Source organism: Maridesulfovibrio frigidus DSM 17176 (assembly GCF_000711735.1).
Classification (GTDB): domain Bacteria; phylum Desulfobacterota; class Desulfovibrionia; order Desulfovibrionales; family Desulfovibrionaceae; genus Maridesulfovibrio; species Maridesulfovibrio frigidus.
The window spans coordinates 264,924-281,069 of the sequence record NZ_JONL01000005.1 but is presented as its reverse complement, the minus strand read 5'-3'; the positions used below and the strand labels follow the sequence as shown (position 1 = coordinate 281,069).

Here is a 16,146-nt window from a genome sequence, read left to right as displayed (position 1 = left end):
ATGATCCTTGAAACAATAGAAAAAATGAAAACCCTCAGTGAACGCAGTATTTTGGAACTCACATCTGCGCATGAAGCAGGGGCAAAAGTAATAGGACATTACTGTCTTTATTCGCCATCAGAACTGGCCATTGCTGCCGGCGCTATATCTGTCCCATTATGTGGCACTCGAAATGACCCCATTCCTGCGGCAGAAGAAATTCTACCCCGTAATCTTTGTCCACTGATCAAAAGTAGTTTTGGTTTTGCAGTAACTGACACATGTCCATATTTTGCTATTTCAGATTTTTTGGTTGGAGATACTACCTGTGATGGTAAGAAGAAAATGTTTGAGCTTCTGTCTGAATATAAGCCCATGCATGTATTGCAACTCCCACAAAATCAAGATCCCGAAACGGCTCTTCCTTTCTGGAAAAACGAACTATACCGCCTCAAGGAACGTCTGGAAACTGAACTTGATACGGTCATTACCCAAGAAAATCTCCAGAAAGCTATAAAACTTCTGAACCGAGAGCGTAGGGTTCTTAAAAGGTTAATGGATCTGTCCAAAAACCAGCCATCTCCTATTTCCGGCATGGATCTATTACAAATCAAATTTAAACTAGGCTTCTTCCCCGAGAAGGAAGACGGGTTGTCCTTGGTAGAAGATATTATCAAAGAAATTGAAGACATGGTTAGCGAAGGAGTAGAAGGCTGCTCGACGAGCGCACCTCGAATCCTCCTAACTGGTGTTCCTGTAGGGCTGGGCTCTGAAAAAGTTGTCAAACTCATTGAAGATTGCGGCGGCGTTGTGGTTTGTTTCGAGAGCTGCGGTGGTTACAAAAAAGTATATCAAGTTGACGAGGATGCCGATCCTATGGACGCTTTGGCAAAGCAATATCTCAGCACTCCGTGTTCAGTCATGTCTCCTAATACGGGCCGGTATGATCTCCTTTCACAGCTTATTGGCGATTTTCATGTAGATGGAGTTGTCGATCTCACATGGCAAGCCTGCCATACATATAATGTGGAATCATATTCTATCAAAAAGCATGTGAAAGAAGTCCATGGTTTGCCTTTCATACAGATAGAAACTGATTATTCCGATTCTGACACGGAACAACTCAAGGTTCGTGTTGAGGCGTTCCTTGAGATGCTTGGTTAAATATAAATATTGGAGAGTTTAATGTATTTTGAAAATTATCCTGCTGAAAGGCTCTATATTGACAGTATAGATTCAAGGCTTTCACCAGAAGGCAAAAATGCTCGACTAGAAATTATGAATTTCACGATCGACAATCAGCGGCCTTACAATATAAACAGTGACGCTTCTCCTCAAATCCTTGAAGTAATTGAGGAATTGCGGGAAAAGAATGCAGCTGTAATAAGTTCTGATGGTGAAATACAATTCATATATCCTGTCTCAGCCATTCCTACTGGGCATAAGGTAATGCTGGAGGACGGACGCAAGTTTTCAGCCATGTGCGCTATTGATGCCATGGGGGCAGCCTTCACCTATCGCCAAAATGTTACTATTGAATCCGCGTGTGCGCATTGCGGTGAATCCGTTCGAGTTACAGTCAAAGACGGCGGGTTGGATTTAATTTCTCCGAGTACAGTACACGCGTTGTACTTCGATCTAAACAGCGATAATGAATGGGCAGCTAACTGCTGAAACATAATAAACTTCTTCTGTACGAAGGAGCATTATTCAGATTGGACCAATGCGAGAAAATTAGACGAGAACCAGATTTTCTGCCTTCCAGCAAAAGAGGCAATTTTCGTCTCGGAAATGATATTCAAGCTTGAAGATAGATAATGCAAAGGGGAAGGTTATACTGAGGTCTTCCCTTATCCTGTACCGGTCAAATCTAGAGAAATTTGGCCTTCCTGAGGGTGTCTTATGGGCAAGGGCGAAATCGTTTGGCGTCTGATCTCCTAATGAAGAGTGTGGACGAAACTCATTATATTCCTTGCGCCATGTTTCAATTTTGGTTCGAGCGTCTGGAATAGATAAAAACCAGTGAGTATTTAGACACTCATCCCGAAAACTACCGTTAAAAGATTCAATAAATGGGTTATCCGTTGGTTTTCCGGGCCTTGACAAATCCAGAATGACTTCATTTTCATACGCCCATTTATCAAGCGCTTTAGAAATAAATTCACTGCCGTTATCTACTTGGATACGAAGCGGTTTCCTGTCTGAAAGAATACGAAGCCATTCAAGTCTGGCAGCTACTTAATTCCCCTTTATCGATGGATCTACATGAATATCTAAGCACTCGCGACTAAAATTATCGACAATAGTTAATGCTCTGATTCTTCGGCCATTATACAGATTATCGGCGACAAAATCCATCGACCAGCACTGGTCAATAGTTGAGAGTTCTGGGCGCTCCATTCGATGTGCAGCAGATATGTGCTTTCGTGGTCGCTTGGAACGCAGGCTCAACCCTTCTTCTCAGTATATGCGATGAACCTTCTTGTGGTTCATATACCAGCCTTCTCTTCTCAACAGGATATAAATTATATGGCATCCATAGCGTACACGGCTCTCTGCAATATCCCGAATACGAAGCCGCAAAGGAGAATCATCCTTTCTTACTGACTTATAATAGTAGCTTGATCTTCCCAAACAAAGGACTGAACACCTTCTACGAATGCTGACTCTGTAAGCCTGCTCCAAATATTCAGCAAATTTAATCAACTGGGCAGACTTCAAAACTTTTTTGTTAAAACCTCCTGAAGCATTTGCTTGTCCAAACTTAGATCGGCAACCAGCTTTTTTAGTTGCCGGTTCTCTTCTTTAAGTTGTTTCAAGCGGCGCAGCTCGCTAACGCTGAAACCAGCGAACTTCTTTTTCCAGTTGTAAAAAGTTGCTTCAGATATGCCCATCTTGCGACATAGCTCATTAACCTTTGTTCCTGTTTCAGCCTGACGCAGTGCAAATGCGATCTGTTCATTGGTAAATTTATTTTTCTTCACGGCAAACTCCTTAACCTGATTATAGGTTGGTTTGCCAAAAATTTATATTTTTAAATGGTGCAGCTTACAGGGAAGAATCCATTTTGAGCTGGATATGCTAGGCTTCAAGACTTGCCCCTTGTGCAACAACAGGATACGTAATGCTGCATCCCATGACACCCACAACCCACCTTGCAGCTCCCATGAACAAATCCACTCTTCCCCATTTCCCCAAGTTAGCGGCCCAACTTAACAGCCCTATTGTGATTGGCGAAAAAACCATTCCCAATCGCCTGTGGTTAGCGCCCATGGCCGGGTTGACTCACTGCGCCTTTCGTCAGGTTCTCGCCCATTATGGTTCCTGTGGCTTGGTCTTTACGGAAATGTGCAACGCCAAGGCTGTGCCAACAGAAAATCCCAGGGTATCCCCGGTATTTCGGTGGCATGAGTGGGAACTTCCCAGCTTGGTCTGTCAATTGGCGGGTAGCACTCCAGAGGAGTTGGTGATTGCAGCAGAGCGCGTGGAGCGTGAAGGCTTCTTTGGTGTGGACATTAACATGGGGTGCTCCGCACGGGGAGTGATCAAACGCGAGGCGGGAGCCGCCTTTCTGAAGACTCCAGACAAAGCCGTGGCCGTGGTGGAAGCAGTACGAAAGGCTGTGTCCATTCCTGTTTTTGTCAAATTCCGCACCGGCTGGTCCAAGGAGATCGGTCCAGCAGTGGACTTGGCCAAAAAGCTTGAGGCTGCAGGAGCCGATTGCCTAGTCTTCCACCCGCGTGTGGCCCCGGACAAGCGCACCCGTCCCCCAGTAATTGACAACATCCGCTTCATCAAGGAAGCAGTCTCCATTCCCGTCTTTGGTAATGGCAATGTGACAACCCCGCAGCAATGTCAGGATATGCTGGATACGACAGGCTGCGATGGCGTATCCGTAGGCCGTATGGCTGTGGCCCGCCCCTGGCTCTTTGCCCAATGGACAGCTGGCTGTATACCCGACGACAATATTTTTCAGGACTACGTTCTGCGTCTGGCTACAGCCTTGGAACAGGAGTTTGATCCCATCCGAGGCATCAAACGATTTCAGATGTTCATGGTTTATTTTGCAGCTAATTTCCGATTTGGTCACAGCCTGCAGGCCATTTTTTCCACGGCAAAGACCATGGATGATGTCCGTAGGTTGGCCAAAGAACGCATCAGGCCGGACATGCCTTTGAGTCAATCTCCCAACATGAATTTGCACAATTTCTGAGCCAGTGTCCCTCAAAGAATTAGCAAATTATCTTCAGGATTGTGGCCACTTTAGATGTCTTTAAAATATAACTACACTTCTCACATTCTTCCCTATAAAATTAATAAAAGTGAAAAGCGTTTGATTAAGTATAAGATTTTATCTTTTAGCTATTGTAACGTCCTAGCTTTTCAGCCGTGTAAGCGCACAGTTGCCGCCTTTAAAAATAAAGGGTGTAACTTAGGCTCCGTAGTCAACATAAGTAGCTTTTTTGTTTGCGCTGGCATCTTGCATTAGACCATCATGCAATAAGACAAATAGCGTTGCCGAGACAAAAGCCAACCCGACTTTTCCGGCAAAAAATCTGATGATTAGGAAGGGGGAGTTCGTCAAAGATAGTTCTATTAAGAGGCATTGAAAAATGAATTTTATTGGAAAAAGCTCTTATAGTTGAAGTGCACGAAGGATCAATCGAGTGTACCACTTAAGAGAAAGATGAAATCCCTATAAACTGGTTCTGCCTAAAAGAACTATCTAACAGGCTCTCCAAAAATTTGATGTAGCTTCTTGTAGAGAGTGTTTGGTGCAAACGGTTTAACTATGTAGTTTGTAGCACCGGCTTGCACAGCTAGAATAACGTCAATGCTTTCTGCATGAGCGGTTAACATCAGGACTGGCAATTCTTGGTAATCTTCACTGCTCCGGATCTTGTTCAATAACTCAATTCCGTTCATCACAGGCATATCCCAGTCAAGAATGACAAAGTCCGGTGAGTCTTTAACAATTTTATTCCAGCCTAACTTTCCATTCTCTGCTTGTATAACATTTTGAAATCCTACCGCACGCAAAATGTCGGAAGTTATTTTTCTAACTCCTTGATTGTCATCCACAATGAGAAATTTCATTTCTCTATCAATAGCCATATACTACTCCAAAAAGTTGATAAGATCACTCTTGGTATTTTTTTAAGCTTACTGTGTAAAGGTGTAATGCAAAAAAGAGTGAGCTTGAAACTCTGCCTCGATCTAAAACGGTTATCTTATGACCAAATCTTCAACCACATCTTGGAGTCTCCCTGTTCTAAGGTTAAGCTTCAAGCATACTTCCGCATCTTGTGTATTGGGATTGTAGTGTTCACCACATGTTGCTGCTGAATTGGCCAGACTGCTTGCTCCTAAATGGATCGCATTGTTCGCAATTTGCCCACTTCTTATCAGCGAATTTCTTTCATATTCCAGCCCCTGAATTATATCAGATAGCCTAGCCTTCGCATCGGAACGCGCAGCATTTAGAGCTGTTGATTTCGACCCGCCTGACCCGCTTCCGACAACTTGAAAGTATCCGCTGTAGAACGCTTCTGTCTTGTCTGATACTTCGGTAAATGAATTTCCGTAGTCGGATTGCTGCATGCTCGGGTTATATGAATCGTTTGAATTCGAAGTGGATTTTCCACAGCCGGAAATGAATAATGCTAGGATGATAAGGAGTGTTGCAGAGCAGGATGTCTTTTTCATGATTAGCCCTTTAAAATATGATGTTCCCGAAGAAATTCCAGTACGCTTCTAAAATCACTTAGTGTTACTACAGAGATAAAACTATACACAACTTGGTGTAAAATCGGAAGGGCTGTTTGCTATAAAAGCGGCCTGTGCTTTTGCGCTGAGCATTTCAATGTGCAACTAGCACTCCTGACCCCGGTTAATTTCACTGCCTCTCAAAAAAATAAATATCACTTTTTTGTACAATATGCTGATTTTACACATCATGTTTTTTTGAGACTCCATTGACACCCCTACCCCGTGGGGGTATATTGAAGGCGAAATATTTGATGAAAATAGTCGACCCTCTTTTAAAAAGATTTAGAGGGTGGTATGTAAAAAGAAAATTTTGGAGGATTGTAATGAATCGTAAAATGATTAGTCTTCTTCTCGGTGTTTTGCTGGTCCTTTCAATTGCGAGCATGGCTACTGCAATGGGTGGTGGTAACGCTCGCAAAGGTAAATTTCTTTACAGAAAGCACTGTCGTACCTGTCATGGTGACAGTGCATCTGATCTCAGTCCGAACAGCAAAACTCAAGCTGGGTGGACTGCAACATTCTCTGACACATCCAAGATTAAGTGTTCTCCTGATTGGAATGGTGTTAGCGAAAAAGACTTGAACGATATTTTCACTTATCTACATGATTTCGCCAAGGATTCCCCAACCCCTGCTAAGTGTAGCTAGTTTTATTTAAAATACTGCGGCGGAGAATTTTCTCCGCCGCATGATCCAAACCTCGATTCCTTTCCACTGATTCAACATGGAGGTGGAAGTGGCCAAAGACAATATGAAACTATCTCGCCGCGATTTCTTTAAGGCCTCAGGGCTTATTGCGGCTGCTGCAGCTGGAAGTGTTCCTGTGCTTGGTGGGCTTGAGCCCGGCTTGGCTCATGCCGGAACGTCCTCCGGTGAATGGAGTAACGCTTATTCTGTGTGCGACATGTGCTTTAATAAGTGCGGTTGCATCGCCAGAATTCAGGATGGAGTTGTTAAAAAGCTTGATCCTAACCCCAAATTTATTAAGTCTAGAGGAATGCTCTGCGCCCGTGGTAATGCAGGCGTTTCACAGCTCTATGATCCTGATCGCCTCAAGCATCCTCTTCTTCGGAAAGGGGCGCGCGGTGAGGGAAAATGGCAGCGCATTCCTTGGGACGAAGCCTTGGATATGATGGCCGCAAAGATGCAGGACATCCGCAAAAAGTATACCTCATGTGGGCATCTTTTTAGTGCGGGGGCTGATCTGCAATCGCAATTCGTAGGCCGTTTTGCCGAGGTTTACGGTTCTTATAATGTTACATCGCATGAATCTTTGTGCCTCCTTAGTGGTAGCAGGGCCTTTCTTGATACCTTCGGCGAAGTTCCATTCGCGGACGTATTGAATAGCAAATACATAATTATGGCAGGTGCTAACCGCTTCGAAGCATTGGTTACACCGGATTCCATAGATCTTATGACCGCTATGCAAAAAGGAACAAAGCTTGTGGTTCTTGATCCTCGCTATACTAAGACTGCGGCCCTCGCCAATGAGTGGCACCCGATCCGTCCCGGTACAGACATGGCCTTCATGCTGGCTCTTGCGCACGTTATCATTAATGAAAAATTATATAATGAAACTTGGATTCAGGATAAAACTTACGGGATTGAACAGTTCCGTGAGCACGTTCAAAAGTATGATCCGAGATTTGCCGCTGAAGAGTGTGGGATTCCGGCTGAGGACATCGTCCGCATAGCTAGAGAGCTTGCCGCGGCGGCTCCTGCGGCAATGATTTATCCGGGTCGCAGAACTTCAGATTACAAAAATTCTACTCAGATCAGACGTAGTTTCGCCATCGTGAATGCTATTCTCGGTAACTGGGATCAGCCGGGCGGGCTACTTGCCGCACGCGAAGTCGGCCTTAAGGGTGTGCCTTTTGACGCTCCTTGGTATGATGACAATCCAGATGACCGCGTTGATGCTCATAAAGTGCCCATGATGTTTGAGCATGACGGGTCTTTTGTTCTTACTCGCGACGCAGTTCTTTCCGGAAAACCATACCCTATTAAAGGGTGGTTTGTTTACAAAACTAATCCGCTCGGAACTGCTCCTAATCGTGCCAAAACCATAGAGATGGCAAACGCGATGGAGTTTATGACTGTGGTGGATGTTGCTATGAGCGACACTGCTTGGATGGCGGATTTGGTTCTGCCTGCGCCAAGCTATCTTGAACGTCAGGACCCTGCGTCCGGTCTTCAAGGTTCGGCAGCTTGTGCCTGTGTTGTTCAACGTGACGCAGTGGTTCCGGCTCTTTACGAGTCGAGGCCCGTTTTTGATATACTCAAGTCTGTTGCCGGTAAATTGGAACTGGGCGAATATTTCGACTTTACCATAGAGGAATATCGCAAGAAGCAACTGCGCGGGCTTCCGAATGCCGCCACTGCTCTGGCTGATGACGGAGTTTATTATAATCCAAGCAAGGTTTACGGCATCTATAAAGATAGGGTTTATAAGACTCTCAGTAAAAAGATAGAGCTGTATAATAAACGTTACGAAGGCATGGGCGTTGATCCTATGCCTGTTTATTCTCCGCCGTCCAAGGTTCCGAAAAATAGGTTCCGTATGGTTGTTGGACGAAGCGCTATGGTTACGCAGACTTCATCGCAAAACAATGCAGTTTTGCATCAGCTTACTGGTCCTAATACTCTGTGGTTAAATACCGCATCTGCTAAGAATCTCGGCATTCATCCCGGTGATACTGTGGAAGTTGCCAGCTCGGTCGGCAGGGGAGAGCTTAAAGTGGAGATCACTGACGGAATCCGCGAGGATACAGTCTATATGCTCTCAGGGTTCGGACCTTTGTCACCTCAGCTTAGTCTTATCTTTGGTGAGGGAGCCAGCATGTCAGCGGTGCTTCAGGAAGGTTATGACGAGATTTGTGGTAATGCGGCTTTGCACGAAACAATCGTTTCCGTAACAAGGAAGGTGGCCTCATGAGTATTAAACAAGCTCAACTGGCCATGGTCATTGATTCGTCCATGTGCATAGATTGCAAAGGGTGTATGGCCTCCTGCAAAATTGCGAATGATTCGCCTGAGGGGCAGTGGCGAAACTGGGTTAAGCATTCAGTCCCTGACTTTACTGCCAGATTCCCTAAAACGCACTTTCAGCCCGGTGGCTGCATGCATTGCGACAATCCTACTTGTGTGCAGGCTTGTCCCACTGGAGCTACCTATAAAGATAAAAAAGACGGCACGGTGCACATTGATTCTTCACTGTGTATAGGGTGCGGAAACTGTATTCCGGCCTGTCCTTATGATGCCCGTTTCCGAAATATTCTGACCAAGAAAGCCGATAAGTGTAATTTCTGCGCTGAACGTAGAGAGCAGGGACTTCTGCCTGCTTGTGTTGACACTTGTCCAACTAAGGCTCGTGTTTTCGGTGATATTAATGATCCTGAATCCGAAGCATCGCGTTTGCTTGCGAAAAACGCGGGCAGGCTTGTTAGGGTTGTTAACGCTAAGACCGATACCAAACCTAACATGATCTACCTCGGTGAAACCGCTCCGCTGAATTGGCCTGTTGAGGCTAAAATGCCGACAGCTATGGCCGCTCTAACTAGCGTAGTAAATCCACTGGTTAGAACTGTGGTTGGTTTATCGGGAATAGGAGTTGCCGTGATGCTTGTCAGGCAGCTTATTGCCGGATCTGATTCTGAGGACGATGTTCATGATGAGTCTGGAACCGACTCCCAAAATAAAGGGGGGGATGCATAATGAGTCAGAAACAATTAAAGCGGCACGACCGCTCGGACATTTTCATCCACTGGTTCAATGCAGCTTGTTGGCTGCTGTTGCTCATCACAGGACTGGCGCTGTTCAGCAATCCTGAGATTGACCCCGTTGGGTCAGGGTATCCAGCCTTTGTTCGCTCCATAGTGGGCGGCGGGGGGAATTTACTCCTTATTCACGTAGCTTTAGGTTTCATTTGGGCTGGTGGATTACTGCTCTATATAATGGTAAATTTAAAGGGCGCTTTGTTCTTCCTTAAAGAAGTGTTCGTGGTTAGTCCGGCCCGTGACATTTCGTGGATAATTAAAAAAATGGTCATCATGACCGTAGGCCCGAAGCCGCTTGGTGATAATGCCGAGCTGCCGGATCAGGGTTATTACAACATGGGGCAAAAGGCATTTGCTCAGGCTTCGGTCATCGGGTGTATCGTAATTGTTGTGACGGGGATTATTATGTTCCTGTCCGACAGGACTCTCGGCGCTGAGGCTACTGCTCTGGTAAGTTGGTCCATAACTCTGCACTACCTTGCCGTGGGCTTGGTCTTCGCAGGTCTTTTGGTTCATATCTACATGGCTGCTATTTCCCCTGAAGAACGGCCCGGGTTCCTGTCTATGTTCACAGGGCATGTTCCGGAGGGATACGCTAAGCATCACCATAAAATCTGGTATGACAAGGTTAAGAGCGAAACAAGTTCTGACAGTTAAATAAGAAAATCAGCCAAGTGAGGATGTCTCTTGGCTTCTATGCACGATAAACCTTTGAGGGAAGAGAGGAACACATGAGAAGAAAACAGTTTATTACAGCTTTGGTAATGGCGCTGTGTCTTGCATTTATCGCAGGTCCGGCAATGGCGAAAGATCTTGTTCCGGCTGATAAAATGCAGGACTGGATGTACACAGACATGGTCGATGTTGACTTTGTAGCAAAGTACGCGAAGATGCCTAAGCCTGAAGGCGTTATGGTTATTGATTCACGCCCTTACAAAGGTAAGTACATGGTTGGTTACATTCCAACTGCGGTATCAATTCCTGATTCCCAGTTCGACAAAATGACTGACAAGCTGCCTAAAGACAAAAACACTCTGCTAATCTTTTATTGTCAGGGTTTGAAATGTAAACTCAGTCACAAGAGTGCAAAGAAAGCTGTAAAGCTTGGCTATAAAAACGTTAAAGTCTTTCCTTATGGTTACCCCGGCTGGATTAAATCCGGACGTTACGGCTCCATCGGCCTTGAAGTTGTGGCCCAGAAAATGGCGAAGGGCGATGAGTACCTGCTGATTGATGCTCGTCCGACTAAAAAGTTCCTTGCGGGTTCAATTCCATCATCCATTTCCATTCCAGATTCCAAGTTTGAAAAGCGTAAAGGACTTCTACCTACTGATAAGAACGCACCTCTCATTTACTTCTGTCAGGGTTACAAATGTAAGCTCAGCCACAAGTCTGCCATAAAAGCTAAGAAGCTTGGTTACACCAATGTTTCCGTTGCTGAAGCTGGATACCCGGGCTGGGTTAAGATGTACGGTTCTGCCGCAGCTGTGAAAGTTGAGGCCGGCGGAGAAGAAGGTAGCATTGCTATTAAGCAGTTCGAAAAGATAATGGCGGAAAATCCTAAATCAATCATGTTGATTGATGTTCGCGACGCTGACGAATTTGCCATGGGCCATATTCCAAGTGCAGTGAATATGACTGTTGATAAGCTTGAGAAGGATATTAAGACTCTTCCTACTGATAAGCCTATCGTGTTTGTTTGTTCCACAGGCGCACGTAGTGGTGAATCTTACTACCTGGTTAAAGACATGCGCCCTGAGATTAAGGACGTTTACTACCTTGAAGCTGAAGTCGACTTTAATAAAGACGGCACATTCAAGATCCATCATCCAAAGAAATAATGCATAATATCAGGCCGGAAGCAGAGATGTTTCCGGCCTTTTAATCCCCGAGGCAGACCATGTTTATTAGTCGGTTTGTACTATCATCTTTTGCAATGCTAGGGCTTCTTTTTTTTGCGCCGCTAGTGGGATGGAGTGCGGGCGAAGAACCTTCATGGTGGGCGGATGCGGCTAGCGAAGCAAAACAGAACGGGTATGAACTGGTGTCTGGGGCTCAGCTTGAAAACGTGCTGAACGGGACACAGGGGATTCTGGTTTTGGACGTGCGAACGGGGTATGAATTTGAGGACGGACATATTCCTGAAGCTGTGAATATTGAGTTCGATTTAAGTGAGCAGATCCGGCTTGGTGAATCGAAAAAAGATGAATTCAGAGAATTAGCGGGAAATGATTTAAATCGGCCCATACTCATATATTGCCGAAGCTTCAGGTGACTGCGCAGCTCTATTGCAGCGCGCTGGGCAGCGCGTCTTGGATATACCAATGTAGTTCGATATCCTGAGGGGTGGTACGGTTGGGTCGCGGACCACTCTAAAAAAGTAGAGACGGCCGCACCTACTTTCGAAACAATTTTTCCGGATACTGAACTTAGCATATTAGGTGGCGCCAAAGATAAGGTACGCCTTGGAGTGGATGATTCTGCTCGGAAAGTTAGGCTTCACGATTTGCAGTTTAATTATTACTTAGTTTTGCTCGTTAATGATAACCGTTTGGAAAGTGAACAGGCGGCGCGCACTTTTGAAGAAGTTCGTAAAGAATTGGAATGCTGTACGCCGGATGTGCTTTTTGTTGCAATTGGACTGGGCATGAATAAGCGGGCAGTAAAGAGTTCTACCAGTGAAACTGGTGCAAACTATCCATTTTTTGCCGATCCTCTGGAGGATATAGCTGATTCCTTCGGTACATACACTTTGCCGACAGTGGTAATGTTTAAGAAGACAGAATCAACTCTTATTTCGGTATTTAGCTTTAGTGATATTAAATCTGATCCTGTTCCTCTCTTAAAGAAAATCAATAGCGCTTTGAGCGGACGACATGGACAGAAGTGTACTATTCGCCAATGATTTTGTTCAGCACACCTATTAAAAAGTCAGCCGATAGCGTGTAAAATTTTTCTGAATTGGTTGAACTAGACGAACCGAGTTTTTCTCTGAACAGCTTGGTCCATAAGAGCATTTCTTGTCCAAACTTTAGCGCCTTAATTTCGGCAGAAGAATCATTTGATCCCCATGCCTGAATAAGTAGGACGAATAGATATTCCAGTTCGATGCAAAGGTGGTCCGGTGGTTCTGTGGCGAGGATGCCGCTAGGTTTTAGCCCGTATTGTTCAAGCTTGTCTCGCATGGCAAGAGCCGGTTCTCTCATTATTCGAGCTGAACCCGGTTCGTAGCAAGATTCGTATAGAGGGGCGGTTATGCCTCTTATATTATTGATAAAAAGGTTGACGTAATCTGTTTCTAGACGGACACATATTTCTTCCTGAGAACAGGAATTGTCTATCGAATCTAGAATGGCAGTAGCCAACTTGGTTAGTGGTTGTACAGCATTTTCGGAAGGGGAAGCTAGAGCGGGAAGACCGTCTTCCAGAACAGCTCTACATTCATCTTTATTATCATTTGAACGGAATCCACGAAAGATGATAGTGCAGATTTCAAGACAGTTTAGAAGGTAAATTTGGGTTGGAGTCGCGCCTTCGCTACCTGATTCATTTGATTTTGAAATAATATTTTTTTGATTACTCATGTATGTAAGCCTACTTAAACTTACTGGCACATACAACCACTTGGTGCAGGAGAAATGGTTATGACTGGAAATAGTTCTGAGCAAGAACAAATAAAACAGGAAGTCCTGAAACGCATGAAGCGTATCGAAGGGCAGGTGCGCGGAATTCAGGGCATGGTTGAGGGCGGGAAAGAGTGTAATGACATTCTGGTTCAGGTTAAGGCCGCCCGCTCAGCTCTTAAATCCGCGACTTCACTTATAATGAAACGGTATATGCTGAAATGTTATGCTGATTCTCTTGAAAAGGGTGAAGACCCAGTGGAAGCTATGGACCGCTTTGTGAAGGTCCTGACTAATTTTATGGATTAATGGTTTAGCTAGTCAATTGGTTAAGGATGATTGCCTTTAGAGTCGCTTCCTAGAGACAGTCTTTTAATATTGAAGTTTAATAAGCGATATATAGGAGAAACTAACATGAAAAAGGTAATTATAGCTGTTTTTGCTATCATGATGCTTGCGTCCACAGCCATGGCGGCAGACAATTTAGACCGTTGTTATTACAGCATGGATAACAATGGAGACAGTGTTCTAAGTAAGGAAGAATTTAAGAAAGCACTTCCAGAATCAGATAAGGCTTTTTCCGCAGCAGATGTCGATAAAAGCGGTGATCTGGATCATGACGAGTGGGAATCTTACAAGAAGTCTATTGGAATTGAAGAGAATCACGGTTAACTTTCTCTCGACGAGGATCTTATGAATATTGGACCATATACTTTTGAAGAGTTTAAAGAAGTTGCCCGTAAATTCCACGGATACCCTGCGCCTGGTCTACTTATCGGTGGATATATGGTGGAAGAGGCTAAATCGTATTTGCCAGAGGGAACGCTATTCGATGCAGTAGTGGAGACGGGTAAATGTCTTCCCGATGCAGTACAGGTTTTGACCTTGTGCTCATACGGCAACGGCTGGATGCGGGTGATTAAACTTGGGCGTTACGCTTTATCCTTGTATGATAAGTTTACGGGTGAAGGCGTTCGCATTCATATAGATATGGCCAAACTTAAAAAATGGCCCGAGATAGAAAGCTGGTTCTTGAAATTAAAGCCTAAGAAAGATCAGGATACGGATCTGCTCTTTAGTGAAATAGAAAAAGCCGGACACAGCTTTTGTACGGTAACGCCTATTCAGATAACAGAGGATTTCATGTCTCACAAAGGTATGCGATCCATCGGTATATGTCCGTCATGTAAAGAAGCTTACCCCGTCAGTGATGGCGCAATCTGCCGCGGCTGTCAGGGGGAAGTTCCTTACGTGGGTGGTTCGCGTGATATGGTTCGCGAGGATTGTGTTATTGCTGTGGATGTGCAGGATGCAGTCGGTAAAAAAGCTTTGCATGATATGACCCGCATTGATCCCGGTACGTCTAAGGGGGCAGAGTTTAAGGCTGGTCAGGAAATCACTGCGGGGGACGTTTGCCGTCTTCAGCAAATGGGGCGTAACCGCGTTTATGTTTCCGGAAGTGACGATGAATTAGCTGATATGGTTCATGAGAATGAGGCCGCGCAGGCTTTTGCAAAGCGTATGGCTGGTGATGGTATTGTATTCAAAACTCCGCCCGAGGAAGGCAAAATAAGTTTTTGCGCCGGACTTAAAGGGCTGCTTACCATAGACCGTGACATTTTGGCCCGGTTCAACTTGCTGCCGGATGTTATGTGCGCCGCCCGTCAAGGCGATATACTGGTAGACGCAGGTAAGCCCGTGGCGGGAACCAGAGCTATCCCACTACACATAACGAAGAATGTTTTTGAAAACGCGTTATCCGTTCTTGATGCTGGGCCTATCTTTAAAATACTGCCACTTAGAACTGCTAAGGTCGGTATACTGGTTACAGGGACTGAAGTTTTTCAAGGGTTAATCGAGGATAAATTTATTCCGATCATATCTGGTAAAGTGGAGAGGCTTGGGTCCGAAGTCGTTGCAACAGCGGTAGTACCGGATGATCGCAAAGCCATATCTGATGGAGTGGCTGAACTTCGCGGGCAGGGAGCTGATCTTATTGTTACCACAGCGGGATTGTCCGTTGACCCCGATGATGTAACTCGTCCCGCACTTGTTGACGCGGGGCTTACGGATATTCTTTACGGAGCGCCTATTTTGCCCGGCACTATGCTGCTTCTTGGAAAGATCGGGAATGTAGACGTTATGGGTGTGCCTGCCTGTGCTTTATTTTACAAAACTACAAGTTTCGATTTATTATTGCCCATAATTCTAGCAGGGCAGAACATAACCAGAAAGGATCTGGCTAGTATGGCAGAGGGCGGACTGTGTCTGAATTGCCGCTCTTGTACTTTCCCTAAATGCCCATTCGGTAAGTGATTTTGTTTCGGGAAGTTATCTCCGATTGGGGCGTAATATAGATATGTGATGGGTAATATTTTAGTGTTTTTAAATGTTTTTAACGATAGGTCATAAACAGAAGTGTCACCTTTAAGAGACCATGATAGCTACGAAAATGAGACTTTTAAAGATTTGGATATGAGCGATGAGTCTCTGAAAGATATTTCGTTTTATAACTGTCAGTTTATTAAGTCTTCATTCCAATTTGCAAATTTAGTGAGCTGTGTTTTTGAAAATTGCACGTTTTCAAATTGTAATCTTGCTCTTGCGAAATTGAAAAATACAAACTTCATTGATGCAGAATTTATTGATTCTAAATTGCTAGGAGTTAACTGGAGTAGCGTGAGGGTGGTTATTGTTGCGTCTTTTGTGAACTGCTTACTCGATAGCTCATCTTTCAGCGATATGAATTTAGCTAAAATGAAGTTTGTTTCATGCTCTATGATTGAGGCTGCTTTTACTAATACAAAACTCACTCGTGTGAAATTTGATGATTGTGACTTGGCAAGATGTTTGTTTTCTGGTGCTGACCTAAGTTTTGCCGATTTTAGCACTTCGAGAAATTATTATATGGACGCAGAATCAAATAAGCTTCACAAGACTATCTTTTCACTGCCCGAAGCTGTTTCGCTACTTGGGAATCTCGACATTGAATTAAAGTAG

Annotated in this window: 17 protein-coding genes and 1 pseudogene; 13 read left to right on the top strand and 5 right to left on the bottom strand. The window is 44.7% G+C overall.

The genetic code is table 11. From position 1 onward, the window contains the following. Nucleotides 1–1,143 (top strand): double-cubane-cluster-containing anaerobic reductase, encoded by a 1,143-nt coding sequence (locus BR06_RS0111935; protein WP_031483260.1) that lies wholly within the window; start codon nucleotides 1–3, stop codon nucleotides 1,141–1,143. Between the two features lie 21 nt (nucleotides 1,144–1,164). Beyond that, nucleotides 1,165–1,797 (top strand): MerB-like organometallic lyase SaoL, encoded by a 633-nt coding sequence (gene saoL, locus BR06_RS0111930; protein ID WP_238493463.1) that lies wholly within the window; start codon nucleotides 1,165–1,167, stop codon nucleotides 1,795–1,797. A gap of 87 nt (nucleotides 1,798–1,884) precedes the next feature. Here the strand turns inward: saoL and BR06_RS20115 are convergent. Both BR06_RS20115 and BR06_RS20525 read right to left on the bottom strand, forming a co-directional pair. After that, nucleotides 1,885–2,963, bottom strand: a pseudogene (locus tag BR06_RS20115) (IS3 family transposase); the annotation flags it as partial. A 97-nt stretch (nucleotides 2,964–3,060) separates the two neighbouring features. Continuing rightward, entirely contained in the window at nucleotides 3,061–3,225 is a 165-nt protein-coding gene (locus BR06_RS20525; protein ID WP_169738238.1) for a hypothetical protein, read from the bottom strand. Here BR06_RS20525 and BR06_RS0111920 point away from each other — a divergent pair. Next, entirely contained in the window at nucleotides 3,146–4,192 is a 1,047-nt protein-coding gene (locus BR06_RS0111920; RefSeq protein WP_034603030.1) for a tRNA dihydrouridine synthase, read from the top strand. The genes BR06_RS20525 and BR06_RS0111920 overlap by 80 nt on opposite strands. Before the next feature lie 509 nt (nucleotides 4,193–4,701). On the opposite strand, the gene BR06_RS0111915 is transcribed toward BR06_RS0111920, so the two are convergent. After that, on the bottom strand, nucleotides 4,702–5,094 hold the full coding sequence (locus BR06_RS0111915) for a response regulator (protein ID WP_031483254.1): 393 nt from the start codon (nucleotides 5,092–5,094) through the stop codon (nucleotides 4,702–4,704). A gap of 111 nt (nucleotides 5,095–5,205) precedes the next feature. Further along, nucleotides 5,206–5,685, bottom strand: a complete 480-nt coding sequence (locus BR06_RS0111910) for a hypothetical protein (protein WP_031483251.1) — start codon at nucleotides 5,683–5,685, stop codon at nucleotides 5,206–5,208. A 386-nt stretch (nucleotides 5,686–6,071) separates the two neighbouring features. On the opposite strand from BR06_RS0111910, the gene BR06_RS0111905 reads away from it, so the two are divergent. From BR06_RS0111905 to BR06_RS20880, 6 genes are all read left to right on the top strand, one after another. Next, entirely contained in the window at nucleotides 6,072–6,395 is a 324-nt protein-coding gene (locus BR06_RS0111905; RefSeq protein ID WP_031483249.1) for a c-type cytochrome, read from the top strand. 103 nt (nucleotides 6,396–6,498) lie between these two features. Continuing rightward, entirely contained in the window at nucleotides 6,499–8,682 is a 2,184-nt protein-coding gene (locus BR06_RS0111900) for a molybdopterin-dependent oxidoreductase (RefSeq protein WP_034603029.1), read from the top strand. After that, on the top strand, nucleotides 8,679–9,461 hold the full coding sequence (locus BR06_RS0111895; RefSeq protein WP_031483246.1) for a 4Fe-4S dicluster domain-containing protein: 783 nt from the start codon (nucleotides 8,679–8,681) through the stop codon (nucleotides 9,459–9,461). The genes BR06_RS0111900 and BR06_RS0111895 overlap by 4 nt, the downstream gene beginning before the upstream one ends. Continuing rightward, on the top strand, nucleotides 9,461–10,180 hold the full coding sequence (locus BR06_RS0111890; RefSeq protein WP_031483244.1) for a formate dehydrogenase subunit gamma: 720 nt from the start codon (nucleotides 9,461–9,463) through the stop codon (nucleotides 10,178–10,180). Before BR06_RS0111895 ends, BR06_RS0111890 begins: the two co-directional genes overlap by 1 nt. A 74-nt stretch (nucleotides 10,181–10,254) precedes the next feature. Continuing rightward, nucleotides 10,255–11,364 (top strand): rhodanese-like domain-containing protein, encoded by a 1,110-nt coding sequence (locus BR06_RS0111885; RefSeq protein WP_031483242.1) that lies wholly within the window; start codon nucleotides 10,255–10,257, stop codon nucleotides 11,362–11,364. Between the two features lie 59 nt (nucleotides 11,365–11,423). After that, nucleotides 11,424–12,428 (top strand): rhodanese-like domain-containing protein, encoded by a 1,005-nt coding sequence (locus BR06_RS20880; RefSeq protein ID WP_271121208.1) that lies wholly within the window; start codon nucleotides 11,424–11,426, stop codon nucleotides 12,426–12,428. Here BR06_RS20880 and BR06_RS19795 read toward each other — a convergent pair. Then, nucleotides 12,415–13,107: a TorD/DmsD family molecular chaperone gene (locus BR06_RS19795; RefSeq protein WP_031483236.1), complete on the bottom strand. Its 693-nt coding sequence runs from the start codon at nucleotides 13,105–13,107 to the stop codon at nucleotides 12,415–12,417. The two genes, BR06_RS20880 and BR06_RS19795, sit on opposite strands and share 14 nt — an antisense overlap. A gap of 54 nt (nucleotides 13,108–13,161) precedes the next feature. Between BR06_RS19795 and BR06_RS0111865 the strand changes: the two genes are divergently transcribed. The 4 genes from BR06_RS0111865 to BR06_RS0111850 all read left to right on the top strand — a co-directional run bounded on the left by BR06_RS0111865 (nucleotide 13,162) and on the right by BR06_RS0111850 (nucleotide 16,146). Continuing rightward, nucleotides 13,162–13,455: a metal-sensitive transcriptional regulator gene (locus BR06_RS0111865; RefSeq protein ID WP_407637428.1), complete on the top strand. Its 294-nt coding sequence runs from the start codon at nucleotides 13,162–13,164 to the stop codon at nucleotides 13,453–13,455. 105 nt (nucleotides 13,456–13,560) lie between these two features. Continuing rightward, the gene (locus BR06_RS0111860) at nucleotides 13,561–13,818 is read left to right on the top strand and encodes an EF-hand domain-containing protein (RefSeq protein WP_051677060.1); all 258 of its coding nucleotides are present in this window, start codon (nucleotides 13,561–13,563) and stop codon (nucleotides 13,816–13,818) included. Between the two features lie 21 nt (nucleotides 13,819–13,839). After that, complete coding sequence (locus tag BR06_RS0111855) at nucleotides 13,840–15,462, top strand: FmdE family protein (RefSeq protein WP_031483230.1); 1,623 nt, start codon at nucleotides 13,840–13,842, stop codon at nucleotides 15,460–15,462. 159 nt (nucleotides 15,463–15,621) lie between these two features. Beyond that, nucleotides 15,622–16,146, top strand: coding sequence for a pentapeptide repeat-containing protein (locus BR06_RS0111850; RefSeq protein ID WP_051677058.1), 525 nt, complete (start codon nucleotides 15,622–15,624; stop codon nucleotides 16,144–16,146).